The organism is Ruixingdingia sedimenti (genome assembly GCF_031432425.1).
Classification (GTDB): Bacteria; Pseudomonadota; Alphaproteobacteria; order Rhodobacterales; family Rhodobacteraceae; genus Ruixingdingia; species Ruixingdingia sedimenti.
On sequence record NZ_JAVKPH010000008.1, the window covers coordinates 23292 to 46312 of the forward strand.

The 23021-nt window shown below is 68.5% G+C and carries 23 protein-coding genes and 1 pseudogene; 17 read left to right on the plus strand and 7 right to left on the minus strand.

The genetic code is table 11. The features are described 5' to 3' along the window. The first annotated feature begins 39 nt into the window (after positions 1–39). From RGD00_RS09065 to arfB, 5 genes are all read left to right on the plus strand, one after another. On the plus strand, positions 40–1398 hold the full coding sequence (locus RGD00_RS09065) for an MFS transporter (protein WP_310457001.1): 1359 nt from the start codon (positions 40–42) through the stop codon (positions 1396–1398). Next, a complete protein-coding gene (mepA, locus tag RGD00_RS09070; RefSeq protein ID WP_310457002.1) occupies positions 1377–2267 on the plus strand; it encodes a penicillin-insensitive murein endopeptidase in 891 nt (296 codons plus the stop codon). Before RGD00_RS09065 ends, mepA begins: the two co-directional genes overlap by 22 nt. Then, positions 2240–3124: an esterase-like activity of phytase family protein gene (locus tag RGD00_RS09075; protein ID WP_310457003.1), complete on the plus strand. Its 885-nt coding sequence runs from the start codon at positions 2240–2242 to the stop codon at positions 3122–3124. The genes mepA and RGD00_RS09075 overlap by 28 nt, the downstream gene beginning before the upstream one ends. Positions 3125–3222: 98 nt before the next feature. Further along, positions 3223–3846 (plus strand): queuosine precursor transporter, encoded by a 624-nt coding sequence (locus RGD00_RS09080; protein WP_310457004.1) that lies wholly within the window; start codon positions 3223–3225, stop codon positions 3844–3846. Positions 3847–4147: 301 nt separating this feature from the next. Beyond that, positions 4148–4570, plus strand: a complete 423-nt coding sequence (gene arfB / locus RGD00_RS09085; protein ID WP_310457005.1) for an alternative ribosome rescue aminoacyl-tRNA hydrolase ArfB — start codon at positions 4148–4150, stop codon at positions 4568–4570. 27 nt (positions 4571–4597) lie between these two features. Here the strand turns inward: arfB and RGD00_RS09090 are convergent, their stop codons facing one another. Continuing rightward, positions 4598–5773, minus strand: a complete 1176-nt coding sequence (locus tag RGD00_RS09090) for an acetyl-CoA C-acyltransferase family protein (RefSeq protein ID WP_310457006.1) — start codon at positions 5771–5773, stop codon at positions 4598–4600. 209 nt (positions 5774–5982) lie between these two features. Here RGD00_RS09090 and RGD00_RS09095 point away from each other — a divergent pair, with 209 nt between their 5' ends. The 6 genes from RGD00_RS09095 to phoB are packed head-to-tail and all read left to right on the plus strand — an operon-like array spanning position 5983 to position 12157. Beyond that, complete coding sequence (locus tag RGD00_RS09095; RefSeq protein ID WP_310457007.1) at positions 5983–7035, plus strand: substrate-binding domain-containing protein; 1053 nt, start codon at positions 5983–5985, stop codon at positions 7033–7035. Between the two features lie 58 nt (positions 7036–7093). Beyond that, complete coding sequence (gene pstC / locus RGD00_RS09100) at positions 7094–8554, plus strand: phosphate ABC transporter permease subunit PstC (protein WP_310457008.1); 1461 nt, start codon at positions 7094–7096, stop codon at positions 8552–8554. Further along, complete coding sequence (gene pstA, locus RGD00_RS09105) at positions 8551–9921, plus strand: phosphate ABC transporter permease PstA (protein WP_425603398.1); 1371 nt, start codon at positions 8551–8553, stop codon at positions 9919–9921. The genes pstC and pstA overlap by 4 nt, the downstream gene beginning before the upstream one ends. 10 nt (positions 9922–9931) lie before the next feature. After that, on the plus strand, positions 9932–10729 hold the full coding sequence (pstB, locus tag RGD00_RS09110) for a phosphate ABC transporter ATP-binding protein PstB (RefSeq protein WP_310457009.1): 798 nt from the start codon (positions 9932–9934) through the stop codon (positions 10727–10729). A 13-nt stretch (positions 10730–10742) separates the two neighbouring features. After that, on the plus strand, positions 10743–11456 hold the full coding sequence (gene phoU / locus RGD00_RS09115) for a phosphate signaling complex protein PhoU (RefSeq protein WP_310457010.1): 714 nt from the start codon (positions 10743–10745) through the stop codon (positions 11454–11456). Between the two features lie 8 nt (positions 11457–11464). Next, the gene (phoB, locus tag RGD00_RS09120) at positions 11465–12157 is read left to right on the plus strand and encodes a phosphate regulon transcriptional regulator PhoB (protein WP_310457011.1); all 693 of its coding nucleotides are present in this window, start codon (positions 11465–11467) and stop codon (positions 12155–12157) included. Positions 12158–12429: 272 nt separating this feature from the next. Here phoB and RGD00_RS09125 read toward each other — a convergent pair whose 3' ends face one another. Both RGD00_RS09125 and irrA read right to left on the minus strand, forming a co-directional pair. After that, positions 12430–13269 (minus strand): alpha/beta fold hydrolase, encoded by an 840-nt coding sequence (locus tag RGD00_RS09125; protein WP_310457012.1) that lies wholly within the window; start codon positions 13267–13269, stop codon positions 12430–12432. 213 nt (positions 13270–13482) lie between these two features. Beyond that, positions 13483–13923 carry an iron response transcriptional regulator IrrA gene (gene irrA / locus RGD00_RS09130; protein ID WP_310457013.1) on the minus strand — a complete coding sequence of 147 codons (441 nt, stop codon included), beginning with the start codon at positions 13921–13923 and terminating at the stop codon, positions 13483–13485. 181 nt (positions 13924–14104) lie between these two features. On the opposite strand from irrA, the gene fabA reads away from it, so the two are divergent. Genes fabA through RGD00_RS09145 form a run of 3 tightly spaced genes read left to right on the plus strand, consistent with a single transcriptional unit; the run spans position 14105 to position 16663 of the window. Continuing rightward, a complete protein-coding gene (fabA, locus tag RGD00_RS09135) occupies positions 14105–14614 on the plus strand; it encodes a bifunctional 3-hydroxydecanoyl-ACP dehydratase/trans-2-decenoyl-ACP isomerase (protein WP_310457014.1) in 510 nt (169 codons plus the stop codon). Positions 14615–14640: 26 nt separating this feature from the next. Next, the gene (gene fabB, locus RGD00_RS09140; protein WP_310457015.1) at positions 14641–15870 is read left to right on the plus strand and encodes a beta-ketoacyl-ACP synthase I; all 1230 of its coding nucleotides are present in this window, start codon (positions 14641–14643) and stop codon (positions 15868–15870) included. A 4-nt stretch (positions 15871–15874) separates the two neighbouring features. Then, positions 15875–16663 (plus strand): enoyl-ACP reductase FabI, encoded by a 789-nt coding sequence (locus RGD00_RS09145; RefSeq protein WP_310457016.1) that lies wholly within the window; start codon positions 15875–15877, stop codon positions 16661–16663. On the opposite strand, the gene RGD00_RS09150 is transcribed toward RGD00_RS09145, so the two are convergent. After that, positions 16605–16904: a DUF6525 family protein gene (locus RGD00_RS09150; RefSeq protein ID WP_310457017.1), complete on the minus strand. Its 300-nt coding sequence runs from the start codon at positions 16902–16904 to the stop codon at positions 16605–16607. The two genes, RGD00_RS09145 and RGD00_RS09150, sit on opposite strands and share 59 nt — an antisense overlap. 4 nt (positions 16905–16908) lie before the next feature. Then, positions 16909–18108, minus strand: a pseudogene (locus tag RGD00_RS09155) (GTP-binding protein). 166 nt (positions 18109–18274) lie between these two features. Between RGD00_RS09155 and RGD00_RS09160 the strand changes: the two are divergent. After that, positions 18275–19501: a glutathionylspermidine synthase family protein gene (locus RGD00_RS09160; RefSeq protein ID WP_310457132.1), complete on the plus strand. Its 1227-nt coding sequence runs from the start codon at positions 18275–18277 to the stop codon at positions 19499–19501. Between the two features lie 19 nt (positions 19502–19520). Next, positions 19521–20096 carry a DUF1190 domain-containing protein gene (locus tag RGD00_RS09165; protein WP_310457018.1) on the plus strand — a complete coding sequence of 192 codons (576 nt, stop codon included), beginning with the start codon at positions 19521–19523 and terminating at the stop codon, positions 20094–20096. On the opposite strand, the gene RGD00_RS09170 is transcribed toward RGD00_RS09165, so the two are convergent. Next, entirely contained in the window at positions 20097–21326 is a 1230-nt protein-coding gene (locus tag RGD00_RS09170; protein WP_310457019.1) for a CaiB/BaiF CoA transferase family protein, read from the minus strand. It lies immediately after the preceding gene. 88 nt (positions 21327–21414) lie between these two features. Between RGD00_RS09170 and RGD00_RS09175 the strand changes: the two genes are divergently transcribed. Next, entirely contained in the window at positions 21415–22188 is a 774-nt protein-coding gene (locus RGD00_RS09175; protein WP_310457020.1) for an IclR family transcriptional regulator domain-containing protein, read from the plus strand. A gap of 26 nt (positions 22189–22214) precedes the next feature. Here the strand turns inward: RGD00_RS09175 and RGD00_RS09180 are convergent, their stop codons facing one another. Further along, positions 22215–23015: a crotonase/enoyl-CoA hydratase family protein gene (locus RGD00_RS09180; RefSeq protein ID WP_310457021.1), complete on the minus strand. Its 801-nt coding sequence runs from the start codon at positions 23013–23015 to the stop codon at positions 22215–22217. Positions 23016–23021 lie beyond the last annotated feature (6 nt).

Genomic DNA, 23021 nt, shown 5'->3' on the forward strand with positions numbered 1-23021 from the left:
AGGCGTGCCACATCGGCACGGACAGGGGCAGGAAACGGCATGGCGGCGGCATTCGACAAGCGGCGCATCTGGGGCTGGTACTTCTTCGACTGGGCCAGCCAGCCCTTCCTTACACTGATGCTGAGCTTCATCTTCGCGCCCTATTTCGCCACCGTGGTCGGCGATGCCGTCCACGCGCAGGAATTGTGGGGCGCGGGGCTTGCCGTGTCGGGGATAACGATCGCGGTGCTGGCGCCGATCCTGGGCGCGGTGGCCGATACCGCCGGGCGGCGGATGCCGTGGATCGTGTTCTTCTCGGCGCTCTACGTCCTGGGGTCGGCGTCGCTGTGGTATGCGGTGCCGGGGGCGGATTCGGTGCTGTTCATCCTGATCGCCTTCGGCATCGGCATGATCGGGATGGAATTCGCCACCATCTTCACCAACGCCCTGCTGCCGGGCCTTGCGCCCAGTACCGAAACCGGGCGGATTTCTGGGTCGGGCTTTGCTTTCGGCTATTGGGGCGGGGTGCTGTCGCTGGCGGTCATGCTGGTGTTCTTCGCGGAAAACGAAAGCGGGCGGACGCTGGCGGGCCTTGCGCCTGCCTTCGGGCTCGACCCCGCGATGCGCGAGGGCACGCGGTTCGTCGGCCCCTTCACCGCGCTGTGGTATGTGGTGTTCATGGTGCCCTTCTTCCTGTGGGTGAAGGAACCCCGCACCATCGCCCCCGCGACCGCGCGGCTCAGCCTGCGGGCGGCGCTTCTGGATCTGTGGCAGTCGCTGCGCGGGATCCTGGGGCGGCGCAGCCTGATGGCGTGGCTGGGCGGGTCGATGTTCTACCGCGATGCGCTGAACGGGATGTATGCCTTCGGCGGGATCTATGCCGCGGGGATCCTCGACTGGTCGGTGACGCAGATCGGCACCTTCGGCGTCGTCGGCGCGGTGACGGCGGCGGTGGCTTCGTGGCTGGGGGGGCGCGCGGACCGGCGGTGGGGGCCGAAACCGGTGATCGTCACCTGCTGCCTGCTGCTGATCGGGGTCGGCATCCTGCTGGTGGGGATGAACCGCCACAGCCTGTTCGGCGTGGCCCTGCCGCCCGGGTCGCCGCTGCCGGATGTGATCTTCTACATCTGCGGCGCGATGATCGGGGGCGCGGGCGGTGCGCTGCAATCGGCCAGCCGCACGATGATGGTTCGCCACACCGACCCCGCCCGCCCGACAGAGGCATTCGGCCTTTACGCCCTGTCCGGCAAGGCCACGGCCTTCCTTGCCCCCGCGCTGATCGGGGTGGTCACGTTTGCGACAGGCAGCCAGCAATGGGGCGTCTCGCCGCTGATCGGGCTGTTTCTCGTGGGGCTGGTGTTGCTAGTCTGGGTCAAACCGGATGGAGATCCCCGCGCATGGTCCAGTTCCTCGCCCTGATCCTGGCGCTTGCCGCCGCCCTGCCCGCCGCCGCGCAGCCGCTGGCGAACCAGTTGTTCGGCGCCGCCAGGACCGCCTCGGCGCAGGCGCCGCATCCGGTCGGGTCCTATGCGCGGGGCTGTGCGGCGGGGCTGGTGCAACTGCCCGAAACCGGGCCGACATGGCAGGCGATGCGGCTGTCGCGCAACCGCAACTGGGGCCATCCCGCGATGATCGCCTTCCTTCAGGACCTCAGCCGCGAGGCCACGCGCTACGGTTGGGCGGGCCTTTACATCGGCGACATCAGCCAGCCGCGCGGGGGCCCGATGACATCGGGCCATGCCAGCCACCAGATCGGGCTGGATGCCGACATCTGGATGCTGCCGCCCGCGCGGGTGAACCTGACGCGGGCGGAACGGGAAAAGGTCGGTTCCATCCCCGTGCGGTCGGCCAACCAGAAATCGGTGACGCGGAACTGGTCGCCCGCGCATCACGCCATCATGCGGGCGGCGGCGCTGGACCCGCGGGTGGACCGCATCTTCGTGGCCGCCGCGGTGAAGATCGAGATGTGCCGGACGGCCAAGCGCGCCGATACCCCGTGGTTGCAGAAGATCCGCCCCATTCAGGGCCACGACACGCATTTCCACGTCCGCCTGAAATGCCCCGAGGGCGCGGGCCTGTGCCAGACGCAAAGCCCCACGGTCGCCGAACTGTCCAGGAACGGCAACGGCTGTGACGAGACGCTGATGTGGTGGGTGACGGATTACCTCAACCCGCCCAAGACCAAGGACAAGCCGAAAGAGCCCCCGAAGCCGCGCGAAAGGGGCCCGCGCGAATTCACCATGGCCGACCTGCCGCAGCAATGCGCCGCCGTACTTTCCTCGCGCTAGCGGGGGCGGCGGCGGTCCTGCCGGCGGCAGAGGCGTCTGCGGCGGGCCCTGCGCGGATCGCGGGGGTGACGCGATGGCGCGACGGCGCGGAAGGCTTCGGCGGGATTTCCGGCCTGTGGCTGGGCCCGGGGGGTGCGGCGCTGGCGCTTGGCGACCGGGGCGTGCTGTTCACAGCCGAGGTGACGCGCGACGCGACCGGCCGCATCGCCGCCCTGCGCACCACCGGCGCCCATCCCCTGCGCGGGCCCTCCGGCGCCGTGCTGCCGGAATTGCAACGCGATGCCGAAGGGCTGGCCGTCGCCCCCGATGGCCGCATCTTCGTGTCGTTCGAGGGGCGCGGCGGCGGGCGGATCCTGTCCTACGCCCACCCCGGCGCCCCCGCCCGCCGCGTGCCCGGGCCGCCGGAATTCGCCGGCCTTTCCGGCAACGCGGGGCTGGAATCGCTGGCGATCGACCCCCACGGCCGCCTGCATGCCCTGCCCGAAAAGGACGGGCCCGAGGGCTTTCGGCTCTGGGCCCAGACCGATACCGATACCGGCTGGACCGTCCGCACCCGCATTCCCCCAAGCGGCGGCTTTCGCGCGGTGGCGACGGATTTCGGGCCGGACGGGCGGTTCTACCTGCTGGAACGCCGCTTCAGCCTGCCGCTGCGGTTCGCCAGCCGCCTGCGCCGGTTCACCCTGCCCGACCCGGAAGGCGAGGTCCTGTGGCAAAGCCCGCCGGGGCGGTTCGACAACCTCGAAGGGCTGGCGATCACCCGCGACGGGGCCGGGCGGTTGCGCGCCGCCATGGTGTCGGACGACAACCTGATGCCCTTCCAGCGCACCGAAGTGGTGGAATGCCTGCTGCCCGGCTGACGCGCCCCCTTGATCCGTGCGGCGGGCAGGAGTAACAGCGCGGCGTCCCCGGGATACGGGGGCCAAGTCTCCGCCACCTTGTCAAAACGGAACCTGACATGAACCGACTTCTTTTCGCCGGCATGGCCGGTATGGCCGCCGTCGTCGTCGCCTCGAACATCCTCGTGCAGTTCCGCCTGGGCGACTGGCTGACCTGGGGCGCGCTGACCTATCCCTTCGCCTTTCTCGTCACCGACCTGATCAACCGCCTGCACGGCGCCGCCGCCGCGCGGCGCGTGGTGCTGGTGGGCTTTGCCGTGGGCATCGCCTGTTCGCTGATCGGCACCCGGATCACCGGCGACTTCGGCCCGCTGGTCACATTGCGCATCGCCATCGGATCGGGCGTCGCCTTTCTGACGGCGCAGATGCTGGACGTGGCGGTGTTCGACCGCCTGCGCGCCCGCACCTGGTGGCAGGCCCCCTTCGTGTCGAGCCTGATCGGATCGGCGCTGGATACGGTGCTGTTCTTCGGCATCGCCTTTTCCGCCGCGCTGACCTTCATCGAGCCCGCCAATGACGTGACCTGGGCGGCAGAGGTGCTGCCGATGCTGGGGATCGGCCCCATGGCGCCGCTGTGGGTGTCGCTCGCCGTGGCCGACTGGCTGGTGAAACTGGCGCTGGCGTTGGTCGCGCTGCTGCCGTTTCGCCTGATTGTGAGGCAGATCACGGCAGGGCTTGCGTGATTTCCTTTGACAACCACCAAATCTGTGTCAGCCTGCACCCATCGGCAACGCAATGAAAGGAGGTGGTCCAGTGTCTAGAGTGATATTGGAGAGAGGTGTCGGGACAGTCAGGGGGGCCGAGGCCTGAGGGCAACCCCAAGGGTTCAGAGCCCTGACTGGGAACCGGAGGACCGCTTTCTGGCCCTAACCGGACCATCTCCGTAGATCTCGGAAGGGCTGCGCGACGTGCAGCCCTTCTTCGTTGCAACCCCTGACGTTCGGGCCCCTTCCGCCGCCCGCGGCAAAAGGCTAGCCTGCGCCCATGCTGCGCATCACCGACACCCTGTCCATCGCCGAATGGGAGCTTGTAGAAAGCTTCACCCGGTCGCAGGGGCCGGGCGGGCAGAACGTCAACAAGGTGGAAACCGCGGTCGAACTGCGGTTCGAGGCAGAACGATCCCCCCATCTGACCCCCGCCGTGAAGGCGCGGCTGAAACGGCTGGCCGGGCGGCGCTGGACGCAGGACGGCGCCATCGTGATCCGGGCAGAGGAAACCCGCAGCCAGGCGCGCAACCGCGATCTGGCGCGCGAACGGCTGGCCGAACTGATCCGCGCCGCGCTGGTGGCGCCGAAACGCCGGATCGCCACCCGTCCCACGCTGGCCAGCCAGCGCCGCCGCGTCGCCGCCAAGGTGCAGCGGGGCGAGGTCAAGGCCCTGCGCGGCAAGGTCGAGGACGACGACTGACCGGCCCGCCGCCCCCGTCTGGCGATGTCACACCCGCTCGATCGCCAGCGCGATGCCCTGACCGCCGCCGATGCACATGGTGATCAGCGCGCGGCTGCCCCCGATCCGTTCCAGTTCGTACATCGCCTTGACGGTGATGATCGCCCCCGTGGCCCCCACCGGATGGCCAAGCGCGATGGCGCCGCCGTTCGGGTTCACCTTCGCCGGGTCGAGGCCCAGATCGTCGCTGACCGCCAGCGCCTGCGCGGCGAAAGCCTCGTTCGATTCGATCACGTCGAAATCGGCGAGTTTCAGCCCCGTGCGCGCCAGAAGGTTCTTGACCGCCGGGATCGGGCCGAGACCCATCACCCGCGGGTCCACCCCGGCATGGGCATAGCCGAGGATCCGCGCGCGCGGTTGCAGCCCGGCCTTCGCCGCCGCATCCGCCCGCGCCAGAACCAGCGCCGCCGCGCCGTCGTTGATGCCGCTGGCATTGCCCGCGGTCACGGTGCCGCCCTTCTGGAACACGGGCTTGAGACCGGCCAGCGCCTCGGCGCTGGTGGCCTTGGGATGTTCGTCCACCTTGAATTCCACGGTGCCCTTGCGGCCGGCGATTTCCACCGGGACGATCTGGCTTTCGAACCGTCCTTCCGCGATGGCGCGCGCCGCGCGGGTCTGGCTTTCCAGCGCGAAGGCGTCCTGCGCCTCTCGGCTGATGGAACACTGGGCGGCCACGTTTTCCGCCGTCACTCCCATATGCCCGGTGCCGAAGGGGCAGGACAGCGTGGCCGTCAGCATGTCGACCGCCTTGGTGTCGCCCATCTTCTGGCCCCACCGCGCGGTCGGCAGCAGATAGGGCGCGCGGCTCATCACCTCTGCCCCGCCCGCCAGCGCGAAATCGGCATCCCCCAGCATCAGCGCCTGCGCCGCCGACACGATCGCCTGCGCGCCCGACCCGCACAGCCGGTTGACGTTCATCGCCGGCACCGCATCCGGGATACCCGCCTGGATCGCGGCGACGCGGCTGAGGTACATGTCGCGCGGTTCGGTCGCCACCACGGTGCCGAACACCACATGGCCGATCTGGCCGGGCTCGATGCCCGCGCGTTCCAGTGCGGCCTTGGCGGGCACCGTCGCCAGATCCACCGGCGGAACCGAGGCCAGCGCCCCCCCGAAGGTGCCGATGGCGGTACGCGCGCCGGACAGGATGACGATCTCGGACATTGTGTTTCCTCCGGGGTTGGATGTGTCGGGCCTTTTGTCCGCCGCCGCCCCCTGCGCGTCAATCGGGGAATATGCCGCGGCGCAGCGGAAGGCGGTGCATTGTCATTCACATGTTACATTGATGTAGCACTACCGTCATGCGCGCTTGTTAGAGCGGCTGCCGAGGCCCACACCCACACCCGGGCCCTGACCAGATACAGGAGTGATCCATGTCCCTCGTGAAACTGACCGCCTCGGCGCTGGCCATTGCCGCGGTGTCGGCAACCGCCGCCGCGGCGCGCGACAATATCCAGTCGGCGGGTTCCTCGACCGTGCTGCCCTATGCCACCATCGTGGCCGAGGCTTTCGGCGAAAACTTCGACTTCCCCACCCCGGTGGTGGAATCGGGCGGCTCGGGCGCCGGGCGCAAGAAGATGTGCGAAGGCGTGGGCGAAAACACGGTGGACATCGCCAATTCGTCCTCGCGCATCACCCAGTCGGACATCGACCTGTGCGCCCAAAACGGCGTGACCGAGATCATGGAAGTCCGCTTCGGCTATGACGGCATCGTCTTTGCCAGCGACATCAACGGGCCGGAATTCGCCTTCACCCCCGCCGACTGGTTCGGCGCGCTGGCCGCGAACGTGGCGAAAGACGGCGCCATCGCCGCCAATACCGCGAAAACCTGGGCCGACGTGAACCCCGCCCTGCCGGCGCAGGACATCCTGGCCTTCATCCCCGGCACCAAGCACGGCACCCGCGAAGTGTTCGACGTGAAGGTGATCGAGGAAGGCTGCAAGGACAGCGGCGCCTATGACCTGTTCCTGGCGGCGGCAGAGGGCGACGACAAGGCGAAGAAATCCGCCGCGGTGAAATCCTGCCTGCAACTGCGCACGGACGGCGTCTCGGTCGACATCGACGGCGACTATACCGAAACGCTGGCGCGGATCGAGGCGAACAAGAACGGCATCGGCGTGTTCGGCCTGTCGTTCTACCAGAACAACACCGACAAGCTGCGCGTCGCCACCATCGACGGCGTGATGCCCTCGGTCGAGGCGGTGGCCTCGGGCGACTATCCGGTGTCGCGGCCGCTCTACTTCTACGTCAAGAAGGCGCATCTGGGCGTGATCCCGGGCCTGAAGGAATATATCGAGTTCTTCGTGTCCGACGACATGGCCGGGCCGGAAGGCCCGCTGGCGGCCTATGGGCTGGTGTCGGACCCGGAACTGGCGGCGACCCAGCAAATGGTTGCCGACGAGACCCCGATGGGGCCGCTGAACTGATCGACGGGGGCGCCCTTGCGGCGCCCCTTCCCCTTTCGCCCCACCACATGGATCGCAGATGAGTGCCGGGCTGATCATTCTTGTCTTGCTGGGCCTTGGCGCGCTCGGCTTCTTCTTGGGGCGGCGGCGGTCGCTGGCGGCGGCGGGGGGCGATTCGCGCCGCCTGCATTCGTTGCCGCGCTACCATGGCCAGTCGGCGCTGCTGTTCACCGTGGTGCCGGCGCTGCTGCTGATGTTCGCCTGGCTGCTGGTGCAGCCGCTGCTGGTGGATGCGCGGGTGTCGGCGGGGCTGGCGCAGGCGGATCTGCCGCCGGGGGCGTCGCAGACGCTGCTGATGGCCGATGTGCGGCGGGTGTCGGACGGCATCGGCCGGGTCGTCGCCGCGGGCCGGATGACGGAAACGCAGGTGGGCGCCCTGAACGCCGGGCAGACCGACGTGCGCGCCCTGCTGGCGCAGGTGGGCGTGGCGCTTGGCGCCGAGGTCCGCCCCGAGGTGTTCGAGGCCGCCAAGGACCATCGCGCCCTGTCGCAAACCGGCCGCAACGCGATGACCGTCGCGGTTCTGGCGCTGGCGCTGGCGGGGCTTGCCGTGTCGCTGAGCCGGATCCGGGCCGACTATCGCGCCCGCAACGTCTATGAACGGTTCGTGATGGCCCTGCTGGTTCTGGCCTCGCTGGTGGCGGTGCTGACCACGGTGGGGATCGTGCTGTCGCTGGTGTTCGAGACGCTGAACTTCTTCGAACGCTATCCGGCGCTGGATTTCTTCTTCGGCACGGTCTGGAACCCGCAGTTCCGCGGCGGGTCGGATCTGGGCATCCTGCCGCTGCTGTGGGGGACGCTGTACATCTCTTTCATCGCGCTGCTGGTGGCGGTGCCCATCGGCCTCATGGCCGCGATCTATCTTTCGGAATATGCCTCGCGCCGCGTGCGCACCGTCGCCAAGCCGCTGATCGAGATCCTCGCGGGCATCCCCACCATCGTCTACGGCCTTTTCGCGCTGGTGACGGTGGGGCCGATGCTGCGGGACTGGTTCGCGCAGCCGTTGGGACTGGGGAACAGTTCGTCCTCGGTGATGACGGCGGGGATCGTGATGGGGATCATGATCATCCCCTTCGTCTCGTCCCTGTCGGACGACATCATCAACGCCGTGCCGCAGTCGCTGCGCGACGGCTCGCTCGGCCTCGGCGCCACGCCGTCGGAAACGATCCGGCAGGTGGTGTTGCCCGCGGCGCTGCCCGGCGTGGTGGGGGCGATCCTGCTGGCCGCGAGCCGCGCCATCGGGGAAACCATGATCGTCGTCATGGGCGCGGGGGCGGCGGCCAAGCTCGACCTCAACCCGTTCGAGGCGATGACCACCGTTACCGTCAAGATCGTCAGCCAGCTGACCGGGGACACCGAATTCGCATCCGCCGAAACGCTGGTGGCCTTCGCGCTCGGCCTGACGCTGTTCGTGATCACACTGGGGCTCAACGTGCTCGCGCTGTATATCGTGCGCAAATACCGGGAGCAGTACGAATGACCGACGCAACCGGCACCCCCGCCGCGGCCGCCGCCGCCCCCATGCCCGCGCCGGCGCGCAAGTCGCTGCTGGTTCCCGACCCGCGCGTGCGCCGCCGCAACGCCGCCGAGGCGCGGTTCCGCATCTATGGCCTGATCGCGGTCGGCCTGTCGCTGGCGGCGCTGGCGGCGCTGCTGATCTCGATCCTTTCCGGCGGTCTGCCCGCCTTCCGCCAGACCTATCTGAGCTTTCCGGTGGAACTGGCCGAAGCGCGGCTGGACAAATCCGGCACCCGCGACCGGGCGGAGTTGCAGAAAGCCACCACGCTGACCTATGGCAACCTGCTGGCCGATGCGCTGCGCAAGGCGATCGCCGACCGCGGTATCGCCACCGACGGGCTGTCCGACAAGGATGTCGCGGGCCTGCTGTCGGCAGAGGCGGCGGCGCAACTGCGCAACCGCGTGCTGGCCGACCCCGCGCTGATCGGCAGGACCATCGAGGTTTCGGTTCTGGCCCATGGCCGGGTCGACGGCTATTTCAAGGGCCGGGTGACGATGGACTCGGCCGAGCGCGTGTCGAACATCAAGCCCGGACAACTGGTGCTGGCCGACCGGCTGGCGGCGGCGGGGATGTTGGGGCTGCGCTTCAACGCCGCCTTCATCACCGCGCCCGACGCTTCCGACCAGCGGCCGGAGGCCGCGGGGCTTGGCGTGGCGATCCTGGGGTCGCTTTACATGATGCTGGTGGTGCTGGTGCTGGCGCTGCCGCTTGGCGTCGCGGCCTCGATCTATCTGGAGGAATTCGCGCCCAGAAACCGGCTGACCGACCTGATCGAGGTGAACATCGCCAACCTTGCCGCGGTCCCCTCGATCGTGTTCGGGATCCTGGGCCTTGCGATCTTCATCAACTTCGCCGGGTTGCCGCAATCGGCGCCCATCGTCGGCGGGCTGGTGCTGACGCTGATGACGCTGCCGACCATCATCATCTCGACCCGCGCCGCGCTCAAGGCGGTGCCGCCGTCGATCCGCGATGCGGCGCTCGGCATCGGGGCGTCCAAACTGCAATCGGTGTTCCACCATGTGCTGCCGCTGGCTGCGCCCGGCATCCTGACCGGGGTCATCATCGGGCTGGCGCAGGCGCTTGGCGAAACCGCGCCGCTGTTGCTGATCGGGATGGTGGCCTTTGTGCGCGACTATCCCGCCGCCCCGCCGGAGGGGCTGTTCGATCCCGCCTCGGCCCTGCCGGTGCAGGTCTACAACTGGACGCAGCGCGGCGATCCGGGCTTTTTCGAACGCGCCTCGGGTGCGATCATCGTGCTGCTGCTGTTCCTGCTCGTGCTGAACGCGGTGGCGATCATCCTGCGCCGTCGCTTTGAACGCCGCTGGTAGAGGTGCCGAAATGAACGATATGCGAATCGTGGAGAGGAACGTGGACACGAAGGCAGTGAAGATCGCCGCCCGCAAGGTGCAGGTGTTCTACGGGCAGTCCCATGCGATCAAGGACGTGGACGTGGACATCCTCGACCAGACCGTGACGGCCTTCATCGGCCCCTCGGGCTGCGGCAAGTCCACCTTCCTGCGCTGTCTGAACCGGATGAACGACACCATCGATTCCTGCCGGGTCGAGGGGCGCATCACGCTGGACGACGAGGACATCTACGATCCCAAGGTCGACCCGGTGCAGTTGCGCGCGCGGGTGGGGATGGTGTTCCAGAAGCCAAACCCCTTCCCCAAGTCGATCTACGACAACGTGGCCTATGGGCCGCGCATCCACGGGCTGACGCGGTCACGCGCCGAACTGGACGAGATCGTGGAAAAATCCCTGCGCCGCGCCGCGCTGTGGAACGAGGTCAAGGACCGCCTCGCCGCCCCCGGCACCGGCCTGTCGGGCGGCCAGCAACAACGGCTGTGCATCGCGCGCGCCGTCGCCACCAACCCCGAGGTCCTGTTGATGGACGAGCCCTGTTCGGCGCTCGACCCGATCGCGACGGCGCAGGTGGAAGAACTGATCGACGAACTGCGCAGCGCCTTTTCGGTGGTGATCGTCACCCACTCGATGCAGCAGGCGGCGCGTGTCAGCCAGCGCACGGCCTTCTTCCACCTGGGCAATCTGGTGGAATACGGCGAGACGGGCCAGATCTTCACCAATCCGCACGACCAGCGGACCGAAAGCTACATCACCGGCCGCATCGGCTGACGGAGAGGGGACAATGACCCAGCAGCATATCGCATCCGCCTTCGACCGCGACCTCGAGGCGATCCAGGCGCTCATCATGAAGATGGGCGGGCTGGTCGAGGCGGCGACGCTCGACGCCGCGCAGGCGCTGGAAACGCGGGACGAGGAACTGGCGCACAAGCTGGTCGCCGGCGACAAGGCCATCGACGCGCTGGAGGTGCAGGTGAACGAGGAATGCGCCCGCCTGATCGCGATGCGCGCGCCCGCCGCCAGCGACCTGCGCACCGCGCTGACGGTGCTGAAGGTCGCGGGGGCGCTGGAACGGATGGGCGATTATGCCAAGAACATCGCCAAGCGGTCCACCGTGCTGGCCCAGATGCGCCCGATGGAGGGCACGGCGGGCACCGTGCGGCGGATGTCCAAGCTGGTGGAACAGATGCTGAAGGACGCGCTCGACGCCTATGTGCGCCGCGACGTGGCGCTGGCCGAGGACGTGCGCCAGCGCGACCAGGAGGTGGATCAGGTCTACAACGCGCTTTTCCGCGTGTTGCTGACCCACATGCTGGAAGATCCGCGCAACATCACCGTCTGCATGCACCTGCATTTCATCGCCAAGAACGTGGAACGCATGGGCGACCACGCCACCGGCATCGCCGAACAGGTGATCTACCTCGTCACCGGCCAGTTGCCCGACGACCCGCGGCCCAAGGGCGACCAGACGCCCTTCGTCGCCTCGGTGAACGACTGAGGCCCGCCATGCAGGTACAACGGCAACCCCGCGTGCTTCTGGTCGAGGACGAAAGCGCACAGCGCGAGGTCCTGACCTACAACCTCGAGGCCGAAGGGTTCGAGGTCATCACCGCCGTGACCGGCGACGAGGCGCTGCTGCTGATCCAGGAAGAGGCGCCCGACCTGATCCTGCTGGACTGGATGTTGCCCAATGTCTCGGGCATCGAGGTCTGCCGGCAGGTCAAGGCCCGCCCCGAGACCCGGCCGATCCCGGTCATCATGCTGTCGGCGCGGTCCGAGGAACTGGACCGCGTGCGCGGCCTGGAAACCGGGGCCGACGACTATGTGGTCAAGCCCTATTCGGTGGCCGAACTGATGGCGCGGCTGCGCACGCAACTGCGCCGCACCCGCCCGGCGGCGCTTGGCGAAAGGCTGATCTTCGACGACATCCTGCTGGATGCGGGCGAACACCGCGTCTACCGCGCGGGCAAGACCGTCAGCCTCGGCCCGACCGAATTCCGCCTGCTGTCCACGCTGATGGAAAAACCGGGCCGGGTCTGGAGCCGCGAACAGCTGCTGGACCGGGTCTGGGGCCGCGACATCTATGTCGATACCCGCACCGTGGACGTGCATATTGGCCGCCTGCGCAAGGCGCTGATGAAGGAAGGCGGAGACGATCCCGTGCGCACGGTGCGCGGCGCGGGCTACGCGCTCGGCTGAACGGGGGGGCGCTATTCGACCTCGCGCGCTCTGTCTGGCGAAGGCGCGTGCCTTCGCCATGGGATAAGGGTGCCGCTGCCCCGGCCGGGGGCCCAAAGCCCCCGGCCAGCGCCCGCCCCGCCCATGGCGGGCGCTTCTCGCCCGCCGGGGCAGGCGCTGGCCTATCCATTTCTTCCAGCATCACCGCCCCTGATGGCACCGCCGCGCGACGGGCGGGGAAACGCGGTGCGTTTCCTGTTCCCGCCCGGCCCGAACGGTGGATGGTGCGAATGTCAGCCCGCCGCGCACCGGGCCAGCCAGGCATGGATCGCGGCCAGGCTTTCGGGTTCGTCCAGAAACGGGATATGCCCGCGCCCCGGTACATCCGCCCGGATCATGTCGGGCCGCCGGCGTGCCATCTCGTCCGCCGTGGCGCGGGTCAGCAGATCCGAATTCGCCCCCCGGATCAGCGCCAGCGGCAGCCCCGCGCAGGCGTCGAACAGGGGCCACAGGTCGGCGGGCGGGCCGGTGAAGGCGGCCGCGAACGCCTCGCGCAGGCGGGGGTCGTAGTCGATGCGCAGCCCGCTTCCGGTCAGCACGTAGTGCCGCTGCGCCTCTTCCAGCCAGCGGGCGGGGGGCACGCCCTCGAACCCCGGCAGGGTTGCGGCCAGCGCCCGCGCCGCATCCTCATGCGTGCGGGCGGCGGGGTTGCGGCCCAGATAGTCCTGGATCCGCGCCAGCGCGTCGGTCTCGATCACCGGGCCGACATCGTTGAGGCATATCCCCAGAAGCCGCCCATGCGCCACCGCCGCCAGCATCATCGCGATCAGCCCCCCGCGCGACGCACCCAGAACCGCCGCCCGCATCAGGCCCAGATGGTCCAGCAACTCGACCGCATCGCGCCCCTCGCGCGGGACGGTATAGCTGTCGGGGCCGGTCCATTCGGATGCGCCGCGGCCGCGGTAGTCCATGCGGATCACGCGCCAGCCCGGCGGCAGATGGGGGGCGAGGTAGTCGAAATCCGTGCCGTTGCGGGTCAGCCCCGACAGGCACAGAAGCGCCCGGCCCGCGCCCCCGCTGTCACGAAAGGCGATACGCGCCCCGTCCGAGGCTGTGAAATACTGTACGGTCATGGTGGTCTGGCGTGCTCCGGCTGTCAGAGGCAGAGGGGGAGGCAGGGGGGATCGGCGACCGCGCCGGGGCCGTGCCGCGCCCCGCGCCATCCTCCGCGTGCGGGGCGCGGCGGACAGCGGGGGTCGAACGGACGGCAGCAGGCATCGGCGTTTCCTCGTCGCGCACGACTTGACCCTTGCACAGCGCGGGTCCGCAGGAAACAGGAAAGAGGCTCAGGCGCTGCGCCGCAGCCGGATCACCACATCGACGCGCGCGATCTCTGCCCCCTGCGGGGCGGGGGGCAGGCCGACGATCTGCAACGCCTCGCCCGGCGCATCGGTCAGCGTGGCGCTGTCTTCCCAGAAGAAATGCGGGTGTTCGTCGATTCGCGTGTCGAAATAGCTGCGCGCGCCATCGACCGTCACCTCGTGCATCAGCCCCGCGTCGCAGAAGGCGCGCAGGGTGTTGTAGACGGTGGCGAGCGATACCTTTTCGCCCGCGGCCTGGCTGGCGGCGAACAGGCTTTCGGCGGTCACATGGCGGTCGTTGCCGTCGCCCACCAGCAACGTCGCCAGCGCCAGCCGCTGGCGGGTGGGCCGCAGCCCGGCCTGCCCCAGCCATTGCGCCCCGCGCGTGGTCGCCCGATCGTCGATCTGAGGAACATCATGTGACATGGAATGAATATAAGTCCTGCCTTGGCACGATTTCAATTCCAAATCCGCAGGAATGCACGGCTGTTGCGCATTCCCCATTGCGGGGTTCCGACGCAGGCGCCGCCATGCCCACCGCCCTTGCCACTCTGCCAAGCGCGATGCTAGAGGATCGGAAGCATCGTGCAGAAAGGTCAGGGGCAACGTGCCTGGATACCCGACAAGCTTTGGCAAGGAAGACCTGTTGAAATGCGCCCGCGGCGAACTGTTCGGCCCGGGCAATGCCCAGCTTCCGGCGCCGCCGATGCTGATGATGGACCGCATCACCGACATTTCGGCCGATGGCGGCGCGCATGGCAAGGGCCATGTCGTCGCCGAATTCGACATCACGCCGGACCTGTGGTTCTTCGCCTGCCATTTCCCCGGCAACCCGATCATGCCCGGCTGCCTCGGCCTTGACGGGCTGTGGCAATTGACCGGCTTCAACCTCGGCTGGCGCGGCTGGCAGGGGCGGGGCTATGCGCTCGGCGTGGGCGAGGTCAAGCTGACCGGCATGGTCCGCCCGGACCGCAAGCTGCTGACCTACCGGGTCGATTTCACCAAGGCCGTGCAGACCCGCCGCCTGACCATGGGTGTCGCCGACGGGGTTGTGGAGGCCGATGGCGACGTGATCTATCAGGTCAAGGACATGAAGGTCGCTCTTTCCGAGAGCTGACCGAAGGATTCAAGGAGGCCACCACCATGCGCCGCGTCGTCATCACCGGGCTTGGGATCGTGTCGCCCATCGGCAACAACGCCGCCGAGGTCGAAGCGAGCCTGCGTGCCGGGCGGTCGGGGATCGTCTTTGCCCCCGAATACGCCGAACACGGGTTCCGCAGCCAGATCCACGGCATGCCCCAGATCGTGGTCGAGGATCACATCGACAAGCGCAACATGCGCTTCATGGGGCCGGGCGCGGCCTACAACTTCCTCGCCATGGAACAGGCCATCGCCGACAGCGGGCTGGAACCCGGCGACGTGTCGAACGAACGCACCGGGCTGATCGTGGGGTCGGGCGGGCCCTCGACCTCGAACTTCTTCCTGGCGCATCAGATCGTGATCGAAAAGGGCGCGCCCAAGCGCATGGGCCCCTTCATGGTGACGCGCTGCATGTCGTCCACCAATTCGGCCTGCCTTGCCACGCCCTTCCGCATCAAGGGCGTGAACTATTCGATCACCTCGGCCTGTTCGACCTCTGCCCATTGCATCGGCAACGGGGTGGAACAGATCCAGATGGGCAAGCAGGACATCGTGTTCGCCGGCGGGGGCGAGGAACTGGACTGGACGCTTTCGTGCCTGTTCGACGCGATGGGGGCGATGTCGTCCAAGTACAACGACACCCCCGCGACGGCGAGCCGCCCCTTCGACGCCACCCGCGACGGGTTCGTCATCGCCGGCGGCGGCGGCGTGGTGGTGCTGGAAGAATTGAACCACGCCCTTGCCCGCGGCGCCAAGATCTATGCCGAGGTGACGGGCTATGGCGCGACCTCGGACGGCCACGACATGGTGGCGCCCTCGGGCGAGGGGGGCGAACGGTCGATGCGGCTGGCGCTGGCCACCCTGCCCCAGGGGCGCAAGATCAGCTATATCAACGCCCACGGCACCTCGACCCCCGCGGGCGACGTGACCGAGGTGCAGGCCGTCCGCCGCGTCTTTGGCGAAGATGCCGTGCCGCCGATCAGTTCCACCAAGTCGCTGACCGGGCACAGCCTCGGCGCGACCGGGGTGCACGAGGCGATCTATTCGCTGTTGATGATGCAGGGCGGGTTCATCGCCGCCTCGGCCAACGTGACCCAGCTCGACCCCGAACTGAAGCCGGAAGAAATCGCCACCACCCTGCGCGAGGGGGTGGAGTTCGACTCTGTGCTGTCCAACAGCTTCGGCTTCGGCGGCACCAATGCCACGCTGGTCCTCAGCAAATACAACGGGTGATCGCATGGCCGGACTGATGCAGGGCAAACGCGGGCTGGTCATGGGCGTCGCGAACGACCGTTCGATCGCCTGGGGCATCGCCAAGGCGATGCATGCCGAAGGGGCGGAGCTTGCGTTTTCCTATCAGGGCGAGGCGTTCGGCAAGCGGGTCGAACCGCTGGCGCAAAGCCTCGGGTCCGATTTCCTGGTGGATGTGGACGTGATGGACGACGCCTCGCTGGATGCGGCCTTTGGCCGTATCAAGGCGCAATGGGGCAAGATGGATTTCCTTGTCCACGCCATCGCCTATTCCGACAAGAACGAACTTTCGGGCCGGTTCATCAACACCAGCCGCGAGAACTTCAAGACCTCGCTGTGCATTTCCTGTTTCAGCTTCATCGACGTGGCGCGGCGCGCATCGGAACTGATGCCGGATGGCGGCAGCCTAATGACGATGACCTATCAGGGGTCGAACCGCGTGACGCCCTATTACAACGTGATGGGCGTGGCCAAGGCGGCGCTGGAATCGGCGGTGCGCTATCTGGCGAACGATCTGGGGCCGCAGGGCATCCGCGTGAACGCGATCAGCCCCGGCCCGATGAAGACGCTGGCCGGCGCCGCCATCGGGGGCGCGCGCAAGACCTTTCGCCAGACCGAGGCGAACGCGCCGCTGCGGTCCAACGCCACGCTGGAATCGGTGGGCGGGACGGCGGTCTACCTCGCCTCGGACTACGGCGCCTTCACGACCGGAGAGATCATCCGGGTGGACGGCGGCTATCATGTTCTGGGCATGCCGCAGCCGGAAAACCTGTGACCGGATAGCCCGCGCCCCAGACCCGGGGCGCGTCGCGTGCCAGCAACCGGGCCTCTGCCGCGTCCAGCCGCGCCTGCGCGGCGGCCGGATCCCCCTTTCGCCACAGCCGCAGCGCCGAGGCCGGGCTCCACGGCAGGGCGGCCTGTGCCAGCCAGGCGCGCAGGTCGGCGGGCAGGCGGTCGTAACCGGCCATCGGCTGCGCCCGCCGCCGGGGCAGGGTGGTGGCAAGGTTGCGCCGCACCGGCTCAGCCCCTGCCCCAGTGCGGGAAGGGATCGGGCAGCCCCGACCAGGCCCGGGGGGCAAAGCCCCGGTCCCCCACCAGCGCGGCATCCAGCGCCGCGGTGATCGCGCCGCGGTCCATCCCCAACCCGATGAACACCAGTTCCTGCCGCCGGTCGCCCCAGGGGTCCATCCAGACCTTGCCGATTTCCGCCAGCGCCTCGGGGTGATCGGGCTAGCGGTCCAGCGGCACCCCCGCCCACCAGCGGCCAAGCGGCGCAACGCTGGACAGCGCCCCGGCAAGCGAGAATTCGGCCACCCAGTCGGGCCGGGTGGCGACCCAGAAATGCCCCTTGGCGCGGATCACCCCGGGCAGGTCGCCGTTCAGCACATCATGCACCCGCTGCGGGTGGAATGGCCGCCGCGCGCGATAGACGAAAGAGGCGATCCCGTATTCCTCGGTTTCCGGCACATGGTCGGCAAAACCGTAAAGTTCCCGCGCCCAGAGGGGATGTTCATGGGCGCGGTCGAAATCGAACAGGCCCGTGTTCAGGATCGCCGCCGGGGCCACATGGCCGAAATCGGCCTCGACGATCCGCGCACCGGCGTTCAGCGCCCGCACGATCCGCCGCGCGGCCGCCAGCCCGTCGGGCCCGGCGGCGGTGGCCTTGTTCAGCACCACCACATCGGCGAATTCGATCTGGTCGGTCAGCAGGTCCACCAGATGGCGGGTGTCGTCCTCGCCCAGGCTTTCGCCCCGGTCGGCCAGGAAATCGTGGCTGGAAAAATCCCGCGTCAGGTTCACCGCATCCACCACCGTCACCATCGTGTCCAGCCGCGCGACATCCGACAGGCTGGCCCCGGCGGCATCGCGGAAGTCGAAGGTGGCGGCGACGGGCAGCGGTTCGGCGATGCCGGTGGATTCGATCAGCAGATAGTCGAACCGCCCCGCAACGGCGAGCCGCCGCACCTCTGCCAGCAGGTCGTCGCGCAGGGTGCAGCAGATGCAGCCGTTGGTCATCTCGACCAGCTTTTCCTCGGCCCGCGACAGTTCGGCCCCCTCGCGGATCAGGTCGGCGTCGATGTTCACCTCTGACAGGTCGTTGACGATGACCGCGACGCGCAGCCCGCTGCGGTTGTTGAGGATGTGGTTGAGAAGCGTGGTCTTTCCGGCGCCCAGAAAACCGGACAGGACGGTGACGGGCAGGCGGGGGTCGGTGGGCATGGGGGCCTCGAATCTGTTATGATATAATATAACATATTTGTACCCCCCAAACTGTGCAACACCCTCTTCCCGGCGGGGCGGGGGAAATGCCGCAGGGCGGGCCTGCGCGCTGGCCCGTCCTGCGGCATCGTGCTATGGGGCGGCGGAATTCCAGTTGGCGGAGACCATGCAGAAGATCGCGCTTCCCGAACGGCCGAACTGGCGCCAGAAGGCCGAGGAACTGGGCTTTACCTTCGCCGACATGCATGGCGAGCCCTATTGGGACGAAAGTTCCGCCTATCGTTTCACCCTGCGCCAGATCGAGGACGATCTGGAGGACCCGGCGACGGAGCTGCACGCCATGTGCCGCGAGGCGGTGGCGCAGGTGGTGGCGAGCGAGGAACTGATGGACCGGCTGGCGATCCCGGCCGGGCGCCGCGATCTGGTGGCCGAAAGCTGGCGGCGGGGCGAACCCGAAATCTATGGCCGCTTCGATCTGGCCTATGACGGCACCGGCCCGGCCAAGCTGCTGGAATACAACGCCGACACGCCGACCTCGCTTTACGAAAGCGCGTCGTTCCAATGGGGCTGGCTGGAAGACCAGATCGCCGCCGACCAGCTGGATGCGGGGGACGATCAGTTCAACGGCATCCACGAGGCGCTGGTGGAACGGTTCCGCGACCTGTTCGCCCCCGGCACGGACCTGCATTTCACCGCCACGGGCGGCAACCCCGAGGATTATGCGACCGTCGAATGCATGGGCTGGGCCGCGCGCGAGGCGGGTCTGGGCGCGCATTACTGCGATCTGGAAAAGATCGGCCTGTCGGACGAAGGCCAGTTCCTCGACGACGAGAACCGGGTGATCGGTACGCTGTTCAAGCTCTACCCGTGGGAAGACCTGCTGCGCGACGATTATGCCGCGCATCTGGCCGGGTCGGGGGCGCTGCTGCTGGAACCGGCGTGGAAGGCGGTTCTGTCGAACAAGGGTATCCTGCCGGTGCTGTGGCAGATGTTCGAGGGGCACCCCAACCTTCTGCCCGCGTTCTTTGCCGATGACGTCGCCGATGCGCTGGCAGGGTGCGGCGCGCCTGCCGCCCCCGTGGCCGCCGCTTTCGGCCGCGCCGCCGAGGCGCTGCGCAAGGGCCATGTGACCAAGCCGGTGTTTTCGCGCGAAGGCGCCTCCGTCGACATCGTGGAATGGGGTGCGGTGCTGGAAACCGCGCCGAACCGCGACTATGATAATCACCCGCGCATCGTGCAGGCCTATCATCCCCTGCCGGTTTTCGATGGCTTCCGCCCCGTCGTCGGCGCCTGGATCGTGGGCGAGACCTGTGCCGGCATCGGCCTGCGCGAGGATCGCGCGCGCATCACGCAGGACCTGTCGCGGTTCAAGCCGCATTTCATTCGCGATTGACCAACCGGGAAGGCCGAAGATGAAGAAACGTTCCTCGCATGTCGCCCTCGCCATCCTTGGCGCCGCCGCCTTCACCCTTGCCGGCTGCGTCGAGGAAAAGGTCGAGGCAGAGGCCTTCCCCGATCTGACAAGCTGCAAGGCGGCGGCGAACCAGGGCGGGCTTTTTTCGCCCGCCGAATGCGACACCGCCTTTGCCGAGGCGCAGGCGCTGCATGTCGAATCCGCCCCGCGCTATGACAGCCAGCAGGTGTGCGAGGAAATCCACGGCCCCGGCAACTGCGGCAGCGAACAGCAGGCGGTCAGCGGCGGGTCGGGGTCGATCTTCATGCCGATGATGATGGGCTATCTGATCGGCAGCATGCTGGGCAACGCCCGCGGCGCGGCGGCGGCGCAGCCGCTCTACAAGACCGCCGACGGGCGCTACAGCAATGCGGCGGGCACGGGGACCTATGCGTCCAACAACGGCAAGGGCAAGCTTTCGGCGGCAGAGTTCCAGAAACCCGCTGCGACCGTGGGCAAGGCGCCGATGACCAAGGCCACGGCGCAGTCGCGCGGCGGCTTCGGTGCGTCGTCCAGCCGCGGGGTGGGCGGCTGATCAGCCGATCACGCCCCGGTCGCGTAGCGCCGCCAGCGCCGCCGCGTCCAGCCCCGCCAGCCCGCCGAGAACCGCGTCGGTATCCGCGCCAAGGCCGGGGGGCAGGCGGCGGATCTGCGCGGGCGTGGCCGACAGCACGGCGGGAAAGCGGGTAAGCGGCAGTTCGGTGCCCGCGGCGGTGACGTGGCGTTCCAACATGCCGCGCGCAATGACCTGCGGATCCTCGAACGCCTGCGCAACGGTGTTGATCGGCCCGCCGGGCACGCCGAAGGACAGCATCGCCGCCAGCACCTCTGCGCGCGGCCGGGGGGCGAGATCGGCCGCCAGCAGCGATTCCAGCGCCACGCGGTTTTCCACCCGCCCCCGGTTGTCGGCAAAGCGGGGATCGGCGGCGATGTCGTCGCGCCCCAGCATCCGGCACAGCGCCTGGAACTGGCCGTCATTGCCCACCGCGACGACGACATGGCCGTCGGCGACCTCGAACGGGCGGTAGGGCACGACATTGGGATGCGCGTTGCCCATCGGCCGCGGCACCGTGCCGCCGATCAGGTAGTTCGTCCCCTGATTGGCGAGGATGGTGATCGCCGTGTCCAGCAGCGCGCAGTCGATATGCTGGCCCTCGCCGGTCCGGTCGCGGTGGCGCAGCGCGGCCTGGATGGCGATGGTGGCATAAAGCCCGGTGAAGATGTCGACCACCGGCACGCCGACCTTGGTAGGCTCGCCCCCGTCCGGGCCGGTGACGCTCATCAACCCGCCGAGCGCCTGGATCAGGAAATCATACCCCCCGCGCGGCGCATAGGGGCCGTCCTGGCCGAAACCGGTGACGGAACAGTAGACGAGCCGCGGGTTCACCTGCCGCAGGCTGTCATAGTCGAGCCCGTATTTCGCCAGCCCCCCGACCTTGAAATTCTCGATCACCACATCGCTTTCCGCCGCCAGCCGCCGGATCAGCCCGGCGCCCTCGGGGCGGGACATGTCGATGGCCACCGCCTGCTTGTTGCGGTTGCAGGCGAGGTAATAGCCGGTGAAAAGCTGCCCCGGCCCCTCGCCCGCCGCGATGAAGGGCGGGCCCCAGGCGCGGGTATCGTCGCCCCGGCCGGGCTGTTCGACCTTGATCACCTCTGCCCCCAGATCGCCCAGAATCTGCGCCGCCCAGGGGCCGGCCAGTACGCGGCTGAGGTCGAGAACGCGGATGCCGGAAAGTGCGGCGGCGGGCGGGGTGGGGGGCATGCGGGGCTCCTGCGATATTTCAGTGGTCGAAACCGTATTTCAGCGATAGGATGGGCCGCATCACCCGCCCATCCGAGAAAGCACGACCATGCCGTCCTATCAACCCGTCGCCGCCGCCCTGCGCGGGCTGGAGATCCTGCGCCAGGTGAACGCGCTGCAACCCGCCAGCGTCAAGGCGCTGCACCAGGCCACGGGGATCGACAAGGCCACCATCGTGCGGATGCTGGAAACGCTGATCCACGCGGGCTATGTCGCGCAGCATCCGGCCGGCTATCAGGTCACGGGCCGGGTGCTGCAACTGAGCGCGGGGTTCGACCTGCACCAGAAGGCGGCGCAACTGGCGGGGCCGGTGATGGCGCGGTTTCGGCAGGCGGTGGGCTGGCCCTCCGACATCGCGGTGCGCGATGGCGATGCGATGATCGTCGTCGGCACCTCGCGCGAACCGGGGCCGCTGTCGTTCAACCGCCGCCCCGGGTTCCGCGCGCCGATCCCCCAGACCTCGATCGGCAAGGCCTATCTGGCGCATTGCCCCGATACGGAACGGGCAGAGATCCTCGCGCAACTGCGCGCAAGCGCAGAGGGCGACCCCCTGCCCGCCGACGGGGTGCTGGACCGCATGCTGGCCGGGATCCGCGAACAGGGTTTTGCGGTGATGGATGACGGCTATAGCGAACGGGAATACGGCGGCACCCTGTGGGCGATGGCGGTGCCGGTGATGGCCGGCGGGCGGCTTTACGGCGCGCTCAACATCATGATGCTGCGGCAGGCGGTGACGCAGGACATGGCGCGCGAAACCTACCTGCCGCAATTGCGCGCCGCCGCCGCCGAACTGGCGGCGGCGTTTCGCGACGGCGGGCTCTGACCGCCGTCCGGGCGCGCGCGGGTGCGTCATCTGCCGGTCAGTTGCGCGGGGCGGCGTTCCAGCATGGCGGCGACGGATTCCTTGTGGTCGGCGGTGGCATGGGCCAGCGCCTGATAGGCCGCCGACAGTTCCAGCGCCTGATCCAGCCGCATCTGCCCCGCCTGCCGCAGGATGCGCTTGGTCATCCGCACCGCATGGGTGGGGTTCGCCGCGATCTTGCGCGCCACGTCGCGGGCGGTTTCCAGCAGGTCGGCATCCGGCACCACGCGCGACACGAGGCCGATCCGCAACGCCTCTGCCGCGTCGATCATCTCGCCGGTCAGGGCCATCTCGCAGGCTTTGGAAAAGCCCACCACCCGGGGCAGCAGCCACGCCCCGCCATCGCCCGGAATGATGCCGAGCCTGACGAAGCTTTCGGCAAAGCGCGCCGATTCCCCCGCGATGCGCACGTCGCACATCAGCGTCAGGTCGCACCCCGCGCCCACCGCCGGGCCGTTGACCGCGGCGACCACGGGCAGTTCCATCGCCTCCATCGCCAGCGGGATGCGCTGGATGCCGGCGCGGTAGTTCTGCCGGGTGCGCGCGGGCAGCGGGTCGTTCAGCCCGCCGCTTTCGCCCATCTTCTTGATGTTCCCGCCAGAGGAAAACGCGCTGCCGGTTCCCGTCAGCACGATCACGCGGGCCGCCGGGTCGGCCTCTGCCGCGGCCAGCGCGGCCAGGATCGCCTCGACCATGGGCAGGTCGGAAATCGCATTGCGCGAGCCGGGGTCGTTGAGCGTCAGCGTGACGATGCCTTCGCCATCCATTTCCGTCAGAACTAGGGTCATGTTGGT